This is a genomic window from Streptomyces rugosispiralis, assembly GCF_024505145.1.
GTDB classification, from domain to species: domain Bacteria; phylum Actinomycetota; class Actinomycetes; order Streptomycetales; family Streptomycetaceae; genus Streptomyces; species Streptomyces rugosispiralis.
In genome coordinates, this window is record NZ_JANIAA010000014.1 from 132,834 (window position 1) to 148,174 (window position 15,341).

A 15,341-nucleotide genomic window follows, 5' to 3' on the forward strand; every position below is an offset into this window, starting at 1 on the left:
CGTCCGAGGGACCGTTGGCGACGGGTAGGCGTGCGATGCTCGGGGAACAGCTCGCTTCTGTCACCATCGACATACGCAGCGTGACGAAAGACTCGTACCGCTCGTACTCCTCGCACCCCCCGAGGCACCCCCTCGAATGACAGATGGGAAACGGACATGGGTCCCCATCCAGCGGTCGCCGCGATACGCCTCGCGGTCCGCCGCGTCCTCCACGACATCCTCGTCGCCCATTCGGCCGCGCCCCCGGCCGCCTCGTCGCCCTCCGCTCCGCCCTCCCTCTCCCCGGCGTCCTCCGCCCCCGTCCCCCGCGGCTCCGCCCCGCGGGACGACGCACCGCTCGTGCTCGCCGCCTGCTCGGGCGGCGCCGACTCCATGGCGCTTGCCTCCGCCCTCGCCTTCGAGGCCCCGCGGGCCGGGCTGCGGGCCGGCGGGGTCACCGTCGACCACGGTCTCCAGCAGGGGTCCGACGTTCGCGCCGCCGAGGTCACCGACCGGATGCGGGCCCTCGGCCTGGCACCGGTCGAGGCGATCGTCGTGGCCGTCGGCCGGAGCGGCGGCCCCGAGGCCGCCGCCCGGGACGCCCGCTATGCCGCGCTGGACGCCGCCGCCGAGCGCCACGGCGCCGCCGCCGTGCTGCTCGGCCACACCCGTGACGACCAGGCCGAGACGGTTCTGCTGGGCCTCGCCCGCGGCTCCGGCACCCGCTCGCTGTCCGGTATGGCCTGGGTCTCCGGCACCGGCGGCCGCTATCGCCGCCCCTTCCTCCAACTGGACCGGCACACCGTCCGCGAGGCGTGCCTGGCCCAGTCGCTGCCCGTCTGGGACGACCCGCACAACGTGGACCCCTCCTACACCCGCTCCCGGGTCCGCCACGAGGCGCTGCCCATCCTGGAGAAGGCGCTGGGCAAGGGCGTCGTGGAGGCGCTCGCCCGCACCGCCCAGCTCTCCCGTGACGACGCCGACGCCCTCGACGCCTGGGCCGCCCGCGCCGAGGCCGATGTGATGACCACCGCACCGGCGGCGGCCGGTGGCGCGCAGGCCGTGCACCTCGACACCGTCGGCCTGCACGGACTGCCCACCGCCGTCCGCCGCCGGGTGCTGCGCCGGGCCGCCATCGCCGCGGGCGCGCCCGCCGGTTCGCTCTTCGCCCGCCACATCGAAGAGGTGGACCGGCTGATCACCGGCTGGCGGGGGCAGCGGGCCATCAACCTCCCCGGCCGGGTCGAGGTCCGCCGGGAGGGTGGCAGACTGGTCATCCGGCAGGGCTGATCCGCCCGAGCCAGTTGAGCCGGTAGTCGAACGAGAGTGGCGCGGGTGGACGACAAGGACATGGGCACCGACCTCAAGTCGGTCCTCATCACCGAGGAAGAGATCAACGCGAAGCTGGCCGAGCTGGCCGCCGCCATCGACGAGGAGTACGCGGACAAGGATCTGCTGATCATCGGCGTGCTCAAGGGCGCGGTCATGGTGATGGCGGATCTGGCGCGTGCCCTCTCCACGCCCGTCACCATGGACTGGATGGCCGTGTCGTCCTACGGCGCGGGCACCCAGTCCTCCGGTGTGGTGCGTATCCTGAAGGACTTGGACACCGACATCAAGGGCAAACACGTCCTGATCGTCGAGGACATCATCGACTCCGGACTGACGCTGTCGTGGCTGCTGTCGAACCTGGGCTCGCGCGAGCCGGCCTCGCTGAACGTCTGCACCCTGCTGCGCAAGCCGGAGGCGGCCAAGGTCGCCATCGAGGTGAAGTGGGTCGGCTTCGACATCCCCAATGAGTTCGTCGTCGGCTACGGCCTGGACTACGCCGAGAAGTACCGGAACCTTCGGTTCGTCGGCACCCTGGCCCCGCACGTCTACGGCGGCTGACGGGCGCCGCCGCCCCCTGGGAACCTGGCGGGGTTTTCCGCCGTTGGAGCAGGGGAAGGCGGTTTTGTTAACAGTCCACGGCGGCGTCGGGTGACAATGCTGGGGTACCGTCCGAAGGTCAGTCTTTTTCAAGACTGAGGATTACACAGCTCATACACCGCAAATACACCGCACGCACAGGCGCCCCTCCAGGGCTGCCGTGCCTCACTGTGGCAGGAGGGACGGGGCGATTTCGCCCCGTATGGATGGACGTGAAGCGCTACTTCCGTGGGCCGGTCATGTGGATCGTGCTGGCCGTCCTCGCCGTGGTCGTGTTGATGCAGGTCGTCGGCTCGTCCGGCGGCTACAAGTCGGTGGACACCAGTCAGGTCGTCAAGGCGATCAACCAGAACCAGGTCCAGTCCGCCGAACTGACGACCGGCGACGAGCACAAGGTAAAGATCGAGCTCAAGGACAACGTCGCCAAGATCTCGGGCAGCAACAAGCTCCAGGCCACCTACATCGGTGACCAGGGCGTGGATCTGGCCAAGACTCTGCAGGCCAACGCTCAGAAGCCCAATGGGATCCCCGATGGGTACAACGTCTCGACGTCGAAGCAGAACCCGTTCGTCGGGATCCTGCTCTCGCTGCTCCCGTTCGTGCTGATCGTCGTGGTCTTCCTGTTCCTGATGAACCAGATGCAGGGCGGCGGCTCCCGGGTGATGAACTTCGGGAAGTCGAAGGCCAAGCTGATCACCAAGGACACGCCGAAGACGACCTTCACCGATGTGGCGGGGGCCGACGAGGCGGTCGAGGAGCTCCAGGAGATCAAGGAGTTCCTCCAGGAGCCGGCGAAGTTCCAGGCCGTGGGCGCCAAGATCCCCAAGGGTGTGCTGCTCTACGGCCCGCCCGGTACGGGTAAGACGCTGCTCGCGCGTGCCGTCGCGGGCGAGGCGGGTGTCCCGTTCTACTCGATCTCCGGCTCCGACTTCGTCGAGATGTTCGTGGGTGTGGGTGCCTCCCGCGTCCGCGACCTGTTCGAGCAGGCCAAGGCCAACGCCCCGGCCATCGTCTTCGTCGACGAGATCGACGCCGTCGGCCGGCACCGCGGCGCCGGCATGGGCGGCGGCCATGACGAGCGCGAGCAGACGCTGAACCAGCTGCTCGTCGAGATGGACGGCTTCGATGTGAAGGGCGGGGTCATCCTGATCGCCGCCACCAACCGGCCCGACATCCTCGACCCGGCGCTGCTGCGTCCGGGCCGCTTCGACCGGCAGATCGCCGTCGACCGCCCGGACATGCAGGGCCGGCTGGAGATCCTCAAGGTCCACCAGAAGGGCAAGCCGGTCGCCCCGGACGTCGACCTTTCGGCCGTCGCCCGCCGCACCCCCGGCTTCACCGGTGCCGATCTGTCGAACGTGCTGAACGAGGCCGCCCTGCTGACGGCCCGCAGCGACAAGAAGCTGATCGACAACCACTTCCTGGACGAGGCGATCGACCGGGTCGTGGCCGGTCCGCAGAAGCGGACCCGGATCATGAGCGACAAGGAGAAGAAGATCACCGCGTACCACGAGGGCGGTCACGCCCTGGTCGCGGCGGCATCTCCGAACAGCGATCCGGTGCACAAGGTCACGATCCTCTCCAGAGGCCGGGCCCTGGGTTACACCATGGTCCTGCCCGACGAGGACAAGTACTCGACCACGCGCAACGAGATGCTGGACCAGCTCGCCTACATGATGGGCGGCCGGGCGGCCGAGGAACTCGTCTTCCACGACCCGACCACCGGTGCGTCCAACGACATCGAGAAGGCCACCACCACGGCCCGCGCGATGGTCACGCAGTACGGCATGACCGAGCGGCTCGGCGCGATCAAGTTCGGCTCCGACAACTCCGAGCCGTTCCTCGGCCGTGAGATGGCCCACCAGCGCGACTACTCCGAAGAGGTCGCCGCGCTGGTGGACGAGGAGGTCAAGAAGCTCATCGAGGCCGCGCACAACGAGGCGTGGGAGATCCTCGTGGAGAACCGGGACGTCCTGGACAACCTGGTGCTGGCGCTGCTGGAGAAGGAGACGCTGAACAAGGAGGAGATCGCCGAGATCTTCGCCCCGATCGTCAAGCGCCCGGCCCGCCCGGCGTGGACCGGCTCCTCGCGGCGTACGCCCTCCACCCGTCCGCCGGTGCTCTCCCCCAAGGAGCTGGCCCCGGCCAACGGCGCCCAGCCCACCTCGGCGGCCTCGCTGACCAAGAGCACCGCCCCGGAGGACAGCGCCGAGCGTCCCGAGGGCTCGGGCTCCGGCTCGGAGAACTGATCCCGGCCACCGGGGGCGGCGTCCGCTCCCGGTGGCCCCGGAATGAATGTCGCGTCCATCAGGTTCTAGCCTGTTGGACGCGGCATTTTCGCGTTCGTGTGCGTATGTGAGGAACGAGGCAGTCCATGACCGACCCGGTGACGCTGGACGGCGAGAGCCCCATTGGCGTGTTCGACGAGAAGCGTGCCGAGAACGCGATCCGCGAGTTGCTGATCGCCGTCGGTGAGGACCCCGACCGGGAGGGGCTGCGCGAGACGCCCGGCCGGGTGGCCCGGGCGTACAAGGAGATCTTCGCGGGGCTGCGCCAGGAGCCCGAGGACGTCCTGACCACCACCTTCGACCTGGGCCACGATGAGATGGTGCTGGTCAAGGACATCGAGGTGATGTCGTCCTGCGAGCACCACCTGGTGCCGTTCGTGGGGGTGGCCCATGTGGGCTATATCCCGTCCCACGACGGCAAGATCACCGGGCTGTCCAAGCTGGCCCGGCTGGTCGATGTCTACGCCCGCCGCCCCCAGGTCCAGGAGCGGCTGACCACCCAGGTCGCCGACTCCCTGATGCGGATACTGGAACCGCGCGGGGTGATCGTGGTGGTCGAGTGCGAGCACATGTGCATGACCATGCGCGGGGTGCGCAAGCCCGGCGCCAAGACCCTCACCTCGGCCGTCCGTGGCCAGCTGCGCGACCCGGCCACCCGGGCGGAGGCGATGAGCCTCATCATGGCCCGCTGAGGATGAGCCTCATCATGGCCCGCTGAGCGGCTCTCCCGGCTCCGCACACCCTCTCAGGCCGCGTACGACGGCCCCTCGAGCGCGCCTAGGCGCGGGCCGCCGCGCTCGGGCCGTTGCCGTCGTTGTCGTCGTCCTCCGGGAGCTTGAGCACCCGCTCCAGGAAGAACGCGGCCGCCACCACCCCCGCGCCCGCCAGGACCGAGCCCGCGGCGTAGAACGCCTGATCGCGGCGGGCGGGCACATCGAGCTGCTCCATGGCCAGGAAGACGCCCACGCCGCCGTACATCCCCGCGACCAGCGCCGCCACCAGCGCGCTGGCCTGCCCGAAGACCACCGCACGGGCGGCCACCATCGGGTCCACGCCCTTGGCGCCGGGCTGCCGCTCCCGCTGGGCGCGCAGCCGGGACCGCAGCGACAGCGCGGTGGCGGCCAGCACGACCGCGATCAGGGCCAGCACGATCGGCGCGGCCACCGGGACGCTCGGCAGCGACCCGAAGGTGTCCCACAGCCGGGCCCCCGCCCACGACACCACACCGGCCACGGCGAACAGCCCGACCAGCACCCCGATCCGAAGTTGCTTCACCGAGCGGTCGCCCCTCAATCCAGTACGTGCCAGCGTCTCCCGGAACCTATCCGGATCAACGTCTACTCGGGCAGTCGCAGTTCCAGATCGGCGCGGACCCGGACCCCGTCCAGGCCCACCGCCGCCAGCAGCCCCGCGACCGTCCCGCGCCCGGGTACCTCGGCCTGCGGGTCCACGTCGTTCCACGGCACCAGGACGAAGGCGCGCTCATGGGCGCGCGGATGCGGCAGGGTCAGCTGCGGGTCGTCGGAGACCACGTCCTGGTACGCCACGATGTCCACGTCGATGGTGCGCGGGCCCCAGCGCTCGTCCCGCACCCGCTCGAACGCCTCCTCGATGGCGTGGCCGCGCTCCAGCAGCGAGGACGGCGGCAGCGTCGTCTTGATCAGCACCACCGCGTTGAAGTACGTGGCCTGGGTGCCGGGCTCCACGCCCCACGGATCCGTCTCGTACACCGGTGACACGGCCTTGACCCGCAGGCCCGGGGTGTCCTCCAGCGCGTCGATCGCGCCCTGGAGGGTCTCCAGGCGGTTGCCCAGATTGCTGCCGAGCGAGATCACCGCCCGTTTGGGGTTGCTCAACGTCACATCGGCGGCGTCCACCTGCTCCACCACGGAGGCGGGAACGGGCTGCACGGTCGGGTCGCTGCTGCTCATACTCGGCTCCGGGTGATGGTGATGGTCACGTCGTCGAAGGGCACGGTGATCGGGGCCTGCGGCTTGTGCACCACGACCTCGACCTCCCGCACCACGTCGTGCTTGAGGCACCGGTCGGCGATCCGTTCGGCCAGCGTCTCGATCAGATCGACCGGCTCACCCCGTACCACGTCCACGACCTCCTCCGCCACCACGCCGTAGTGGACGGTCTTGCCGAGATCGTCGTCGGCCGCGGCGGGCCGAGTGTCCAGGCCGAGCACGAGGTCCACGACGAAGTCCTGGCCCTCCTCGCGCTCATGGGGCAGCACACCGTGGTGCCCACGAGCCCGCAGGCCGCGCAGCGCGACACGATCCACCTGAACCACTCCTGCTGGTTGTCGGTACGCGGGCACGTCCCAGCCGGAACGCACCACCCGTCCCCTGCCGTATGCGGGGGTACCTGCCTCGAATCTACCTGCGAGCTCCGGCGGCACTCGCCCATGGGGTGGGCGGCGCTCGCAGCCGACGCTCCGCGCCACAGCCTCTTACCCCCACCTCGCGGGGCTCGAACGGGGTGAACTCAGCCCGGCAGCAGTCCGTCGTCGGCGGGGCCTTCGGGGCCGCCCGGCTCCTCGTCGTCGCTCTCCGCGAGCACCGGGGAGCCGTGGTGCGCCCAGACCTTCCAGCCGTCCTCCGTCCGGCGGAACACGTTCGTGGCCACGACCAGCTGGCCCACCAGCGGGCCGAGCTGGCCCTCCTCCTCCGCCGGGGCGCCGCTGAGGATGTTCTCGGTGCAGGTCACCAGGGCGGTGTCGGCCATCACCGACACCTCGACATCCGTCAGGAAGAACTGGATGTAGTCCGTGTTGGCCATGATCAGCGCGTAGGACCGGAGCACCTCGCCCCGGCCGCGCAGCACCGGCCAGCCCGGGTGGACACAGGACACCTCGGTGTCGGGGGAGTCCAGCCAGAGCCGCTGCAGCGTGGCGTGGTCGCCCTGCTCCATGGCGTCGTACAGAGCGGTGTTCACCAGCGCCACACGCTCGTTGTCCGTAAGGGAAGTCACAGCGCTCCCGCCGTGGTCTCGGCCGCTTCGATGGCCCGCGCCACGCGCACCGCGTCCGCGCTGGCCCGTACCTCGTGCACCCGGACGGCCCAGGCGCCCTCGCGCGCCGCGAGGGCGGAGACCGCCGCCGTGGCGGCGTCCCGCTCCCGGGCGGGCGGCGGGCTGCCCCCGTCGCCCGCCAGGACGCGCCCCAGGAACCGTTTACGGGAGGCCGCCACCAGCAGCGGCCGGCCCAGCTCCCGCAGCGCGGACAGATGGGCCACCAGGGCCAGGTCGTGGTCGGCGTCCTTGGCGAAGCCCAGGCCCGGGTCGAGCACGATCCGCTCCGGGTCGACACCGCCCGCGACCGCCCGCTCCAGGGCGGCGCGCAGTTCGGTGACGACCTCGCCGACCACGTCCGCGTACACCGCCCGGTTGTTCATGTCGATCGACTGGCCGCGCCAGTGCATCACCACGAACGGCACCCCCGCCGCGGCCACCATGGGCACCATCGCGGGGTCGGCGCCGCCGCCGCTGACGTCGTTGACCAGCCGGGCCCCGGCCGCCACGGCCCGCTCGGCCACCGCGGCCCGCATGGTGTCCACGCTGATCACGGCCCCGGCCGCGGCCAGCTCCCGGACCACCGGGATCACCCGGCGCAGCTCCTCGGCCTCGTCGACGCGCGCCGCGCCGGGCCGGGTCGACTCGCCGCCGACGTCCACCAGATCGGCCCCGGCGGCGACCAGGTCGAGACCGTGCTTGACGGCCAGCTCGGTGTCGAACCACTTCCCGCCATCGGAGAAGGAGTCGGGCGTGACGTTCACCACACCCATTACCGCGCACCGGTCCCACCCCGGCAGTCCGGCCACCCGTCCCCGCCCATGCAACGTGCTCATGTGCCCAGCCTAGGCGTAGGGGGGCGGCTTCTGGATCAGGCCGCCTGCTGGAGCTCCCGGCCCTCCTTCGGGTGCCGATGGGCGCAGGGCCGGGGCTCTGGGTGGCGGCCGCGGCGCAGCAGCCGGGGCAGGGCGAGCGAGACGAACCCCTCGGCCTGCATCGCGGCCAGGCCGATCCGGGGCAGGTCGCGGGTGTTGCGGAAGACCACGAAGCGCGGCTCCCAGCGCGGCTGGAACTTCGCGTTGAACTTGTACAGCGACTCGATCTGGAACCAGCGGGAGAGGAACACCAGCAGCGCCCGCCAGCCCCGCAGGACCGGTCCCGCGCCCAGCTTCTCGCCGCGCGCCAGCGCCGAGCGGAACATCGCGAAGTTCAGCGACACCCGCTCCACGCCCAGGTCCGGGGCGGCCCGCAGGGCGGCCACGATCAGCAGTTCGTTCATGCCCGGGTCGGCGCTCCGGTCGCGCCGCATCAGCTCGAGCGACATCCCGTCCCGGCCCCACGGCACGAAGTGCAGCACCGCCTTGAGATCGCCGTACGGGCCCTCCTCCGTGCCCTCGTCGGCGGCCTTGTGGGCGGTGGCGATGACCGCGTCCCCGTCCGCCGGGTCACCGATCCGGCCCAGCGCCATCGAGAAGCCGCGCTCGGTGTCGGTGCCCCGCCAGTCGGCGGCGGCGCGCCGGATGGTCTCCAGCTCCTCGGGGCTCAGCTCGCTCGCGCGCCGCACCCGGGTCTGGTACCCGGCCCGCTCGATCCGCTTGACCATCTGGCGCACATTGCGCATGGCGCGCCCGGAGAGGGTGAAGTCCGCCACATCGACGATGGCCTCGTCACCGAGCTCCAGCGCGTCCAGGCCGGTCTCGCGGGTCCACACCTCGCCGCCGGTCTCGCTGCAGCCCATCACCGCCGGGGTCCAGGAGTGGGCCCGCGCCTCCTCCATGAAGCGGGCGATGGCACCGGGCCACGCCTCCACGTCGCCGACCGGGTCGCCGCTGGCCAGCATCACCCCGGAGACCACGCGGTAGCAGACCGCGGCCTTGCCGGTGGGGGAGAAGACCACGGCCTTGTCGCGGCGGAGCGCGAAGTGGCCGAGCGAGTCGCGGCGCCCGTGGGCGGCGAGCAGGCCCCGCAGCCGCTCCTCGTCCTCGGCGGTGAGGCGGGCGGCGGGGTGCTCGGGGCGGAAGGCGAGATAGGCGGTGGTGGCCACGGTCAGCAGGCCCAGCGCGCCGAGGGAGTAGCCGACGGTGTAGTCCGCGCCGTGGCGGTAGCCCACCGGCCCCTCGAAGCCGAACAGGCCCCACAGGACGTGCTCCAGCTGCTCGCCGAGCGACGGCGCTCCTTCGATGGCGTCCGGATGGGACCGGACGATGAGCAGTCCCACGGTGACGCTGACCGCGCCCATGACCACGAAGTTGGCCAGCGCCATCCAGCGGCTGCGGGGGTCCGGCAGCGCCGCGAACTCGGCGCGGTAGCGGAGCAGCACCCCCATCAGCACGAGGGAGAGGACCATGCCGATGACCGAGTGCCGGTAGAGCAGCTGTGCGGCGGCGCCGACCGGCAGCAGCCCCACGGCCGCGACCCAGGCCCGCCGCTTACGCCGTTTGAGGCCGTGGGCCAGCATCAGCAGCAGCAGACCGACCACGATCGAGGCGGCGGCCGCCAGGGAGCTCACGGCGCCCGGCAGCAGCTCCGCCAGCGCGTGCACCCTGCTGTGCCGCAGCCGGGGGAAGACGATGTCCATCAGCCCGATCAGCGTGCACGCGGTGCCGACGGCGGTGGGCACCGCCTCCGGCCTGGGGCCGCGTGGCAGGCGCCGTATCCGGGTGGGAACCTTCCCGGATGTTTCGGCATCTTGACTGTCAGACATCTGTATTCCCGTCGCTTCGGTCAAGAGGATCTTCGGTTCTGTTGCGCGGCATCCACACGATTTGCGCCCAGTAAGACGGCGTTTGAAGGAGTGGGGTTCACTCCCCGGCCAACGGCTGGGAGGTTTCCCCCGGCGGCACGGGGGGGCCGGCCGCCCGGCAGAAAGATAGTGATGGGTCTCACGAGCAACAACATCGTGATCGCGGCTGCCGTCGCGGCGTTGCTGCTGTTCGCGGCCACTGTATGGCTGTGGCCTCGGCTGGCCGGGCGCGGCGTGGCTCCCGTGCTCGGCCGGGTCGGCATGCTACTGGGCACGCAGCTGACCGTGTTCATGGCGTTCGGGCTGTTCGCCAATCAGTCCTTCGGATTCTACGGATCCTGGTCCGACCTCTTCGGTACGCAGGACGAGCCGGGTGTCGTAGTGGACCACGACACCCCGGGCACCCGGGTGCGGGTCACCGAGACCCGCCATCTGGCCGTGGACGGCGGCTCCTCGCCCAGGGCGGCCGGACGTGTCGAGAAGGTGAACATCCAGGGGCCGGTCTCCGGGATCGCCAGCCCCGCGTACATCTATCTGCCGCCGGAGTACTTCCGGCCCGAGTATGCCCGGCGGACCTTCCCCGCCGCGCTGGTGCTGACCGGGTACCCGGGCACCACCGAGTCGCTCATCAATGGCCTGAAGTATCCGCAGCAGTCGCACAAGCTGGTCAAAACGGGGAAAATGCAGCCCCTCGTCCTGGTGATGATGCGGCCGACGGTCGCGCCGCCGCGCGACACCGAGTGCGTGGACGTGCCCGGCGGGCCACGGACCGAGACCTTCTTCACAAAGGACCTGCCCAAGGCGGTGGCCGACCACTACCGCGTGGGCAAGCGGGCCCGTAACTGGGGCGTCATCGGAAATTCCACCGGCGGCTACTGCGCCCTGAAGATGGCGATGCGTCACCCGGACGCGTTCTCGGCGGCGGCCGGGCTCTCCCCGTCGTACAAGGCTCCGATCGACGCGACCACGGGCGATCTCTTCGGCGGCAGCCGGCGGCTGGAGCGGGAGAACGACCTGATGTGGCGGCTGGACCACAAACCGGCGCCGCCGGTCTCGCTGCTGGTGTCCAGCAGCGAGCACGGTGAGCAGAACTACAAGGACACCGTGCGCTTCGTGAACAAGGTGCAGCGGCTCAACCGGCGCGGGGAGCCGACCCGGGTCTCGTCGATCATCCTGAGCACCGGCGGCCACAACTTCAACACCTGGAAGCGGGAGGTCCCCGCCGCCCTGGAGTGGCTTGGCGGCCGCCTCGCCGACCGCTGAGCGCGGATGCTTCCGCCCCGCCCCGTCCGTCTGCGCGGTTCCACCGCATGACGCCTTCCCGTGCGGCTCCGCCGCGTGGGAAGGCGTTGTCCGCGCGACGCGCCGAGGCCGGCCCCGAGGCAGGGCGCGTGAGCCTTCGCCGGGGAACCCCAGGACCGGGGGACGGCTGAGGAGCGGGCCCCGGTCAATGGGGGCGAAGCCCCCTACGCGTCGGCGACGGTCTGCAGGTGGACATCGCCGCGGGCGATGCCGCCCGCGTCGGCGTCGATCGAGCGGCGGAGGGCCTCGTGGAGCCGGGCCGGGGTGAGGACGCCGAGGAAGCGGTCCTCGTCCAGCACCGCGATCCAGCCCGCGTCGTGCTGGAGCATCGTGCTGAACGCCTGCTTGAGCGGCGCCCCCACCGGCAGCCACGCCTCCATCCGGCGCGCGTGGTCCCGTACGGTCCCCCGCGCGCCGTCGGCCGCCTCCGACGGGATCCAGCCGTGCAGCCGCTCCGCGTCGTCCAGGACGACCGCCCAGCGCGCCCCGTCCGAGGCCAGCCGGGCGGCCGCCTTGGAGAGCGGGTCGTCCAGGTGGACCACGGGCGGCTGGGTCAGGTCCCCGGGCTCGATGGGGGTGACCGACAGCCGCTTCAGCCCACGGTCCGCGCCGACGAAGTCGGCCACATACGGGGTGGCGGGCGCGCCCAGCACGGTGGCCGGGGTGTCGAACTGCTCGATCCGCCCCGAGCCGTAGACCGCGATGCGGTCGCCGAGCCGGACCGCCTCCTCTATGTCATGGGTGACGAAGAGCACGGTCTTCCGTACCTGTGACTGAAGTCGCAGGAATTCGGTCTGCAGATGTTCGCGGACGACCGGGTCGACCGCGCCGAACGGCTCGTCCATCAGCAGCACCGGCGGATCCGCGGCCAGCGCGCGGGCCACGCCGACGCGCTGCCGCTGACCGCCGGAGAGCTGGTCGGGGTAGCGGTCGCCGTAGACGGACGGGTCGAGGCCGACCAGGTCCAGCAGCTCGGCGGCGCGCTCCCGCCCCTTCTTCCGCTGCCAGCCCAGCAGATGCGGCACGGTCGAGGTGTTCTCCAGCACGGTCTTGTGCGGGAAGAGCCCGACCTGCTGGATGACATAGCCGATACGGCGGCGCAGGGCGACCGGATCCGCCTCGGCCACGTCCTCGCCGTCCACCAGGATCCGCCCCGATGTCGGCTCGATGAGCCGGTTCACCATCTTCATCGTCGTCGTCTTGCCGCAGCCCGAGGGGCCGACGAGGGTGACCAGCTCGCCCTCCGACACCTCGAAGGAGAGGTCGTCCACGGCCGTCGTGCCATCGGCGTAGCGCTTGGTGACATGCTCGAAACGGATCATGGCTCCCCATTGTTGCCGCATTCGTGGCAGACATTGTTGCTGTTGTGTGGCGATCGGACGAGATTGTCATCTCCCGGGGTTAGGGTCACCTGGAAATTGTGATGAGCAACCGGCCCGCGACCCGACGGGGGAGGTGAGCGTATGGCCGACGGAAACTGTCTGATCAGTAACGAGTGGATATGCGGTGAGTATGTACGCACACGCGGTCAAGAGCTGACGGACGCGACGCTCGAACATGTATGGATCACGCTCGCCTCGGTGGCGATCGGCCTTCTGGTCGCCTTTCCGCTGGCGCTGCTGGCCCGCCGCTGGCGATCGGTGGCGGGCCCCGTGCTGGGGCTGACCACGATCCTCTACACGGTGCCGTCGCTGGCGATGTTCTCGCTGCTGCTGCCCGTGTTCGGAGTATCGGCCGCGGTGGTGATCACCGGTCTGGTGCTCTATTCGCTCACGATCCTGGTGCGCAACATCATGGCCGGTCTCGCCTCGGTGCCCGAGGAGGCGCGGGAGGCGGCCCGGGGCATGGGGTACGGCCCGCTGCGGCTGCTCTTCGGCGTGGAGCTGCCCCTCGCGCTGCCCGCGCTGATGGCCGGGCTGCGGATCACCACCGTCTCCACGGTCTCGCTCACCACGGTGGGCGCGATCATCGGGTACGGCGGCCTCGGCAACCTCATCTACGAGGGCATGCGCAGCTTCTTCAAGGCCGAGGTGCTCACCGCCTCGGTGCTGTGCGTGGCGCTGGCGGTGGTGGCGGATCTGCTGCTGCTCGGCCTCCAGCGGCTGCTGACGCCATGGGCACGCAAGAGTCGGAAGGGCACCACCTGATGGACGTCGTCGCCAAGGCGTGGACCTGGCTGGCCACCGGGTCGCACTGGGCGGGCCCCGACGGGGTGTGGCATCGGCTGGGCCAGCATCTGTTCCTGACCTTCGTCTGCCTGGCGATCTCCTGCGCGGTGGCGCTGCCGATCGCCGTGGCCCTCGGCCACATCGGCAAGGGCGGCGCGCTCGCGGTGAACATCTCCAACGCGGGGCGCGCCGTGCCCACCTTCGCCGTACTGGTGCTGTTGCTGCTCAGCCCGCTGGGGACGCACGGCCAGTGGCCCACGATCATCGCGCTGGTGCTGTTCGCCATCCCGCCGCTGCTCACCAACGCCTATGTCGGGGTGAGCGAGGCGGACCGGGAGGTCGTGGAGGCGGCCCGCGGCATGGGGATGACCGGCGGCCAGCTGATCCGCCGGGTCGAGCTGCCGCTGGCGTTCCCGTTGATCATGACGGGCGTACGGACGGCCGCGGTGCAGGTCGTGGCCACCGCGACGCTGGCCGCGCTGCCGGGCGGCGGCGGTCTCGGCCGGATCATCACGGCGGGTTTCCGGCTCACCGACACCCCGCAGGTGGTGGCCGGCGCGGTGCTGGTCGCGGCCCTCGCGCTGGTGGTCGAGGGCGTCTTCGTAACTCTGGGCCTGGTGCTCGACCCGATGCGGCGCAGGACGGGGCGGCGGTCGACCGCCGCCCGGCGCCCGCCCACCGACCAGGCGCCGGCCTCGCCGGCGCTCACGACGTAGAACCCGCGGGCCGAGCCCTCCCGCGACCGGGCGCCAGGCGTGCGGAAACCCAGGGCGGACAGCGCGGAAGCGCGGCTGACGCATAGATCGCGGATGACGCGGAAAGCGCGGATGACGCGGAACGCGCCGACAGCGCGGCCACACAACCGCGGCCACAACTACGGATGGGGAACCATGGATAAGATCAATCGGGCGGCGGCCGCCGTGGCGGGGGTCGCGGCGCTGGCGGCCGGGCTGACCGCCTGTGGCGGGGACAGCCTGGAGAAGTCGAACGGCGGCGACAGCTCCGGTAAGCCGGGCAAGGGTTCGCTGGTGATCGGATCCGCCTCCTTCTCCGAGTCGAAGATCCTCGCGGAGCTGTACGCGGGGGTTCTGAAGGACGCCGGCTATTCCACCTCGATCAAGACGGTGGACGCCCGTGAGCTGTATGAACCGGCCCTGGAGAAGGGCCAGATGGATGTCGTGCCGGAGTACGCGGCGACGCTGGCCGAATTCCTCAACCAGAAGAAGAACGGGTCGAATGCCGCCCCGGTGGCCTCCTCGGACGTGACCAAGACGGTCGCGGCGCTGAAGAAGCTCGCCGAACCGCGCGGGCTGAAGGTGCTGGAGCCCGGCAAGGCCGTGGACCAGAACGCCTTCGCGGTCAGTGCCGACTTCGCGAAGAAACACGGTCTCAAGACGCTCTCCGACCTCGGGAAGTCCAAGCAGAAGGTCACCCTGGCGGCGGGCGACGAATGCCCCAAGCGGCCCTTCTGCCAGCCGGGTCTGGAGAAGAAGTACGGCATCGACATCGCCGGGATCGACCCGCTGGACATCGGCAGCGTCCAGGCCAAGCAGGCCGTCAAGGACGGCAAGGACCAGATGGTCCTGACCACGACCACGGACAGCACGCTGGATCAGTTCGGGCTCGTGCTGCTCGGCGATGACAAAAATCTGCAGAATGCCGACAACGTACTTCCCGTGGTGAATGCGAAGTCCGCCGGCGCACAGAAGATCGCGGAGTCGCTGAACAAGCTCACCAAGGTGCTGACGACAGCCGATCTGAGGGAACTCAACAAGAAAGTTGACGCCGAGCGGCTCAAGCCGGCGGATGTCGCCGACGGCTACCTGAAGGACAAGGGGCTGGTGAAGTAGGATCAAATCCCCGCTCGGGAGGGCTTGGCGGGGCGCGGTGAGGGATCTCGGCCGCGCAACCGCCGCA

The 15,341-nt window shown here is 70.6% G+C and carries 15 protein-coding genes; 8 read left to right on the plus strand and 7 right to left on the minus strand.

The window, feature by feature from the left end:
* Positions 1-156: 156 nt before the first annotated feature.
* From tilS to folE, 4 genes are all read left to right on the plus strand, one after another.
* On the plus strand, positions 157-1,269 hold the full coding sequence (tilS, locus tag NP777_RS22280) for a tRNA lysidine(34) synthetase TilS (protein ID WP_256651933.1): 1,113 nt from the start codon (positions 157-159) through the stop codon (positions 1,267-1,269).
* Positions 1,270-1,329: 60 nt separating this feature from the next.
* Positions 1,330-1,869 carry a hypoxanthine phosphoribosyltransferase gene (gene hpt, locus NP777_RS22285; RefSeq protein ID WP_256651993.1) on the plus strand — a complete coding sequence of 180 codons (540 nt, stop codon included), beginning with the start codon at positions 1,330-1,332 and terminating at the stop codon, positions 1,867-1,869.
* Between the two features lie 245 nt (positions 1,870-2,114).
* Entirely contained in the window at positions 2,115-4,157 is a 2,043-nt protein-coding gene (gene ftsH, locus NP777_RS22290; RefSeq protein ID WP_256651934.1) for an ATP-dependent zinc metalloprotease FtsH, read from the plus strand.
* 125 nt (positions 4,158-4,282) lie between these two features.
* Positions 4,283-4,888: a GTP cyclohydrolase I FolE gene (gene folE, locus NP777_RS22295; protein ID WP_256651935.1), complete on the plus strand. Its 606-nt coding sequence runs from the start codon at positions 4,283-4,285 to the stop codon at positions 4,886-4,888.
* Positions 4,889-4,973: 85 nt separating this feature from the next.
* Here the strand turns inward: folE and NP777_RS22300 are convergent, their stop codons facing one another.
* The 6 genes from NP777_RS22300 to NP777_RS22325 form a co-directional block, all read right to left on the minus strand.
* Positions 4,974-5,471: a DUF3180 domain-containing protein gene (locus NP777_RS22300; protein ID WP_256651936.1), complete on the minus strand. Its 498-nt coding sequence runs from the start codon at positions 5,469-5,471 to the stop codon at positions 4,974-4,976.
* Between the two features lie 62 nt (positions 5,472-5,533).
* On the minus strand, positions 5,534-6,127 hold the full coding sequence (gene folK, locus NP777_RS22305) for a 2-amino-4-hydroxy-6-hydroxymethyldihydropteridine diphosphokinase (RefSeq protein ID WP_256651937.1): 594 nt from the start codon (positions 6,125-6,127) through the stop codon (positions 5,534-5,536).
* On the minus strand, positions 6,124-6,483 hold the full coding sequence (gene folB, locus NP777_RS22310) for a dihydroneopterin aldolase (RefSeq protein WP_372461967.1): 360 nt from the start codon (positions 6,481-6,483) through the stop codon (positions 6,124-6,126). The genes folK and folB overlap by 4 nt, the downstream gene beginning before the upstream one ends.
* Before the next feature lie 203 nt (positions 6,484-6,686).
* Positions 6,687-7,172, minus strand: a complete 486-nt coding sequence (locus tag NP777_RS22315; protein ID WP_046087121.1) for a nuclear transport factor 2 family protein — start codon at positions 7,170-7,172, stop codon at positions 6,687-6,689.
* Positions 7,169-8,047 (minus strand): dihydropteroate synthase, encoded by an 879-nt coding sequence (folP, locus tag NP777_RS22320; protein ID WP_256651938.1) that lies wholly within the window; start codon positions 8,045-8,047, stop codon positions 7,169-7,171. Before folP ends, NP777_RS22315 begins: the two co-directional genes overlap by 4 nt.
* Positions 8,048-8,082: 35 nt before the next feature.
* Positions 8,083-9,915, minus strand: a complete 1,833-nt coding sequence (locus NP777_RS22325; protein WP_256651939.1) for a phosphatidylglycerol lysyltransferase domain-containing protein — start codon at positions 9,913-9,915, stop codon at positions 8,083-8,085.
* Positions 9,916-10,086: 171 nt separating this feature from the next.
* Between NP777_RS22325 and NP777_RS22330 the strand changes: the two genes are divergently transcribed.
* Positions 10,087-11,217: an alpha/beta hydrolase gene (locus NP777_RS22330; RefSeq protein WP_256651940.1), complete on the plus strand. Its 1,131-nt coding sequence runs from the start codon at positions 10,087-10,089 to the stop codon at positions 11,215-11,217.
* A 203-nt stretch (positions 11,218-11,420) separates the two neighbouring features.
* On the opposite strand, the gene NP777_RS22335 is transcribed toward NP777_RS22330, so the two are convergent.
* Positions 11,421-12,578, minus strand: coding sequence for a betaine/proline/choline family ABC transporter ATP-binding protein (locus tag NP777_RS22335; RefSeq protein WP_256651941.1), 1,158 nt, complete (start codon positions 12,576-12,578; stop codon positions 11,421-11,423).
* A gap of 141 nt (positions 12,579-12,719) precedes the next feature.
* Between NP777_RS22335 and NP777_RS22340 the strand changes: the two genes are divergently transcribed.
* The 3 genes from NP777_RS22340 to NP777_RS22350 all read left to right on the plus strand — a co-directional run bounded on the left by NP777_RS22340 (position 12,720) and on the right by NP777_RS22350 (position 15,274).
* Positions 12,720-13,403 (plus strand): ABC transporter permease, encoded by a 684-nt coding sequence (locus NP777_RS22340; protein WP_256651942.1) that lies wholly within the window; start codon positions 12,720-12,722, stop codon positions 13,401-13,403.
* Complete coding sequence (locus tag NP777_RS22345; protein WP_256651994.1) at positions 13,403-14,140, plus strand: ABC transporter permease; 738 nt, start codon at positions 13,403-13,405, stop codon at positions 14,138-14,140. Before NP777_RS22340 ends, NP777_RS22345 begins: the two co-directional genes overlap by 1 nt.
* A gap of 174 nt (positions 14,141-14,314) precedes the next feature.
* Positions 14,315-15,274 carry an ABC transporter substrate-binding protein gene (locus NP777_RS22350; protein WP_256651943.1) on the plus strand — a complete coding sequence of 320 codons (960 nt, stop codon included), beginning with the start codon at positions 14,315-14,317 and terminating at the stop codon, positions 15,272-15,274.
* Positions 15,275-15,341: the final 67 nt, after the last annotated feature.

Excerpts from the sequence above, each read along its gene's own strand:
- NP777_RS22330 (WP_256651940.1), top strand. The coding sequence starts at position 10,087 with ATGGGTCTCACGAGCAACAACATCGTGATCGCGGCTGCCGTCGCGGCG.
- folE (WP_256651935.1), top strand. The coding sequence starts at position 4,283 with ATGACCGACCCGGTGACGCTGGACGGCGAGAGCCCCATTGGCGTGTTC.
- folP (WP_256651938.1), bottom strand. The coding sequence starts at position 8,047 with ATGAGCACGTTGCATGGGCGGGGACGGGTGGCCGGACTGCCGGGGTGG.
- NP777_RS22325 (WP_256651939.1), bottom strand. The coding sequence starts at position 9,915 with ATGTCTGACAGTCAAGATGCCGAAACATCCGGGAAGGTTCCCACCCGG.
- ftsH (WP_256651934.1), top strand. The coding sequence starts at position 2,115 with ATGGACGTGAAGCGCTACTTCCGTGGGCCGGTCATGTGGATCGTGCTG.
- NP777_RS22335 (WP_256651941.1), bottom strand. The coding sequence starts at position 12,578 with ATGATCCGTTTCGAGCATGTCACCAAGCGCTACGCCGATGGCACGACG.
- folK (WP_256651937.1), bottom strand. The coding sequence starts at position 6,127 with ATGAGCAGCAGCGACCCGACCGTGCAGCCCGTTCCCGCCTCCGTGGTG.
- NP777_RS22350 (WP_256651943.1), top strand. The coding sequence starts at position 14,315 with ATGGATAAGATCAATCGGGCGGCGGCCGCCGTGGCGGGGGTCGCGGCG.
- NP777_RS22340 (WP_256651942.1), top strand. The coding sequence starts at position 12,720 with ATGGCCGACGGAAACTGTCTGATCAGTAACGAGTGGATATGCGGTGAG.
- hpt (WP_256651993.1), top strand. The coding sequence starts at position 1,330 with ATGGGCACCGACCTCAAGTCGGTCCTCATCACCGAGGAAGAGATCAAC.
- tilS (WP_256651933.1), top strand. The coding sequence starts at position 157 with ATGGGTCCCCATCCAGCGGTCGCCGCGATACGCCTCGCGGTCCGCCGC.
- NP777_RS22345 (WP_256651994.1), top strand. The coding sequence starts at position 13,403 with ATGGACGTCGTCGCCAAGGCGTGGACCTGGCTGGCCACCGGGTCGCAC.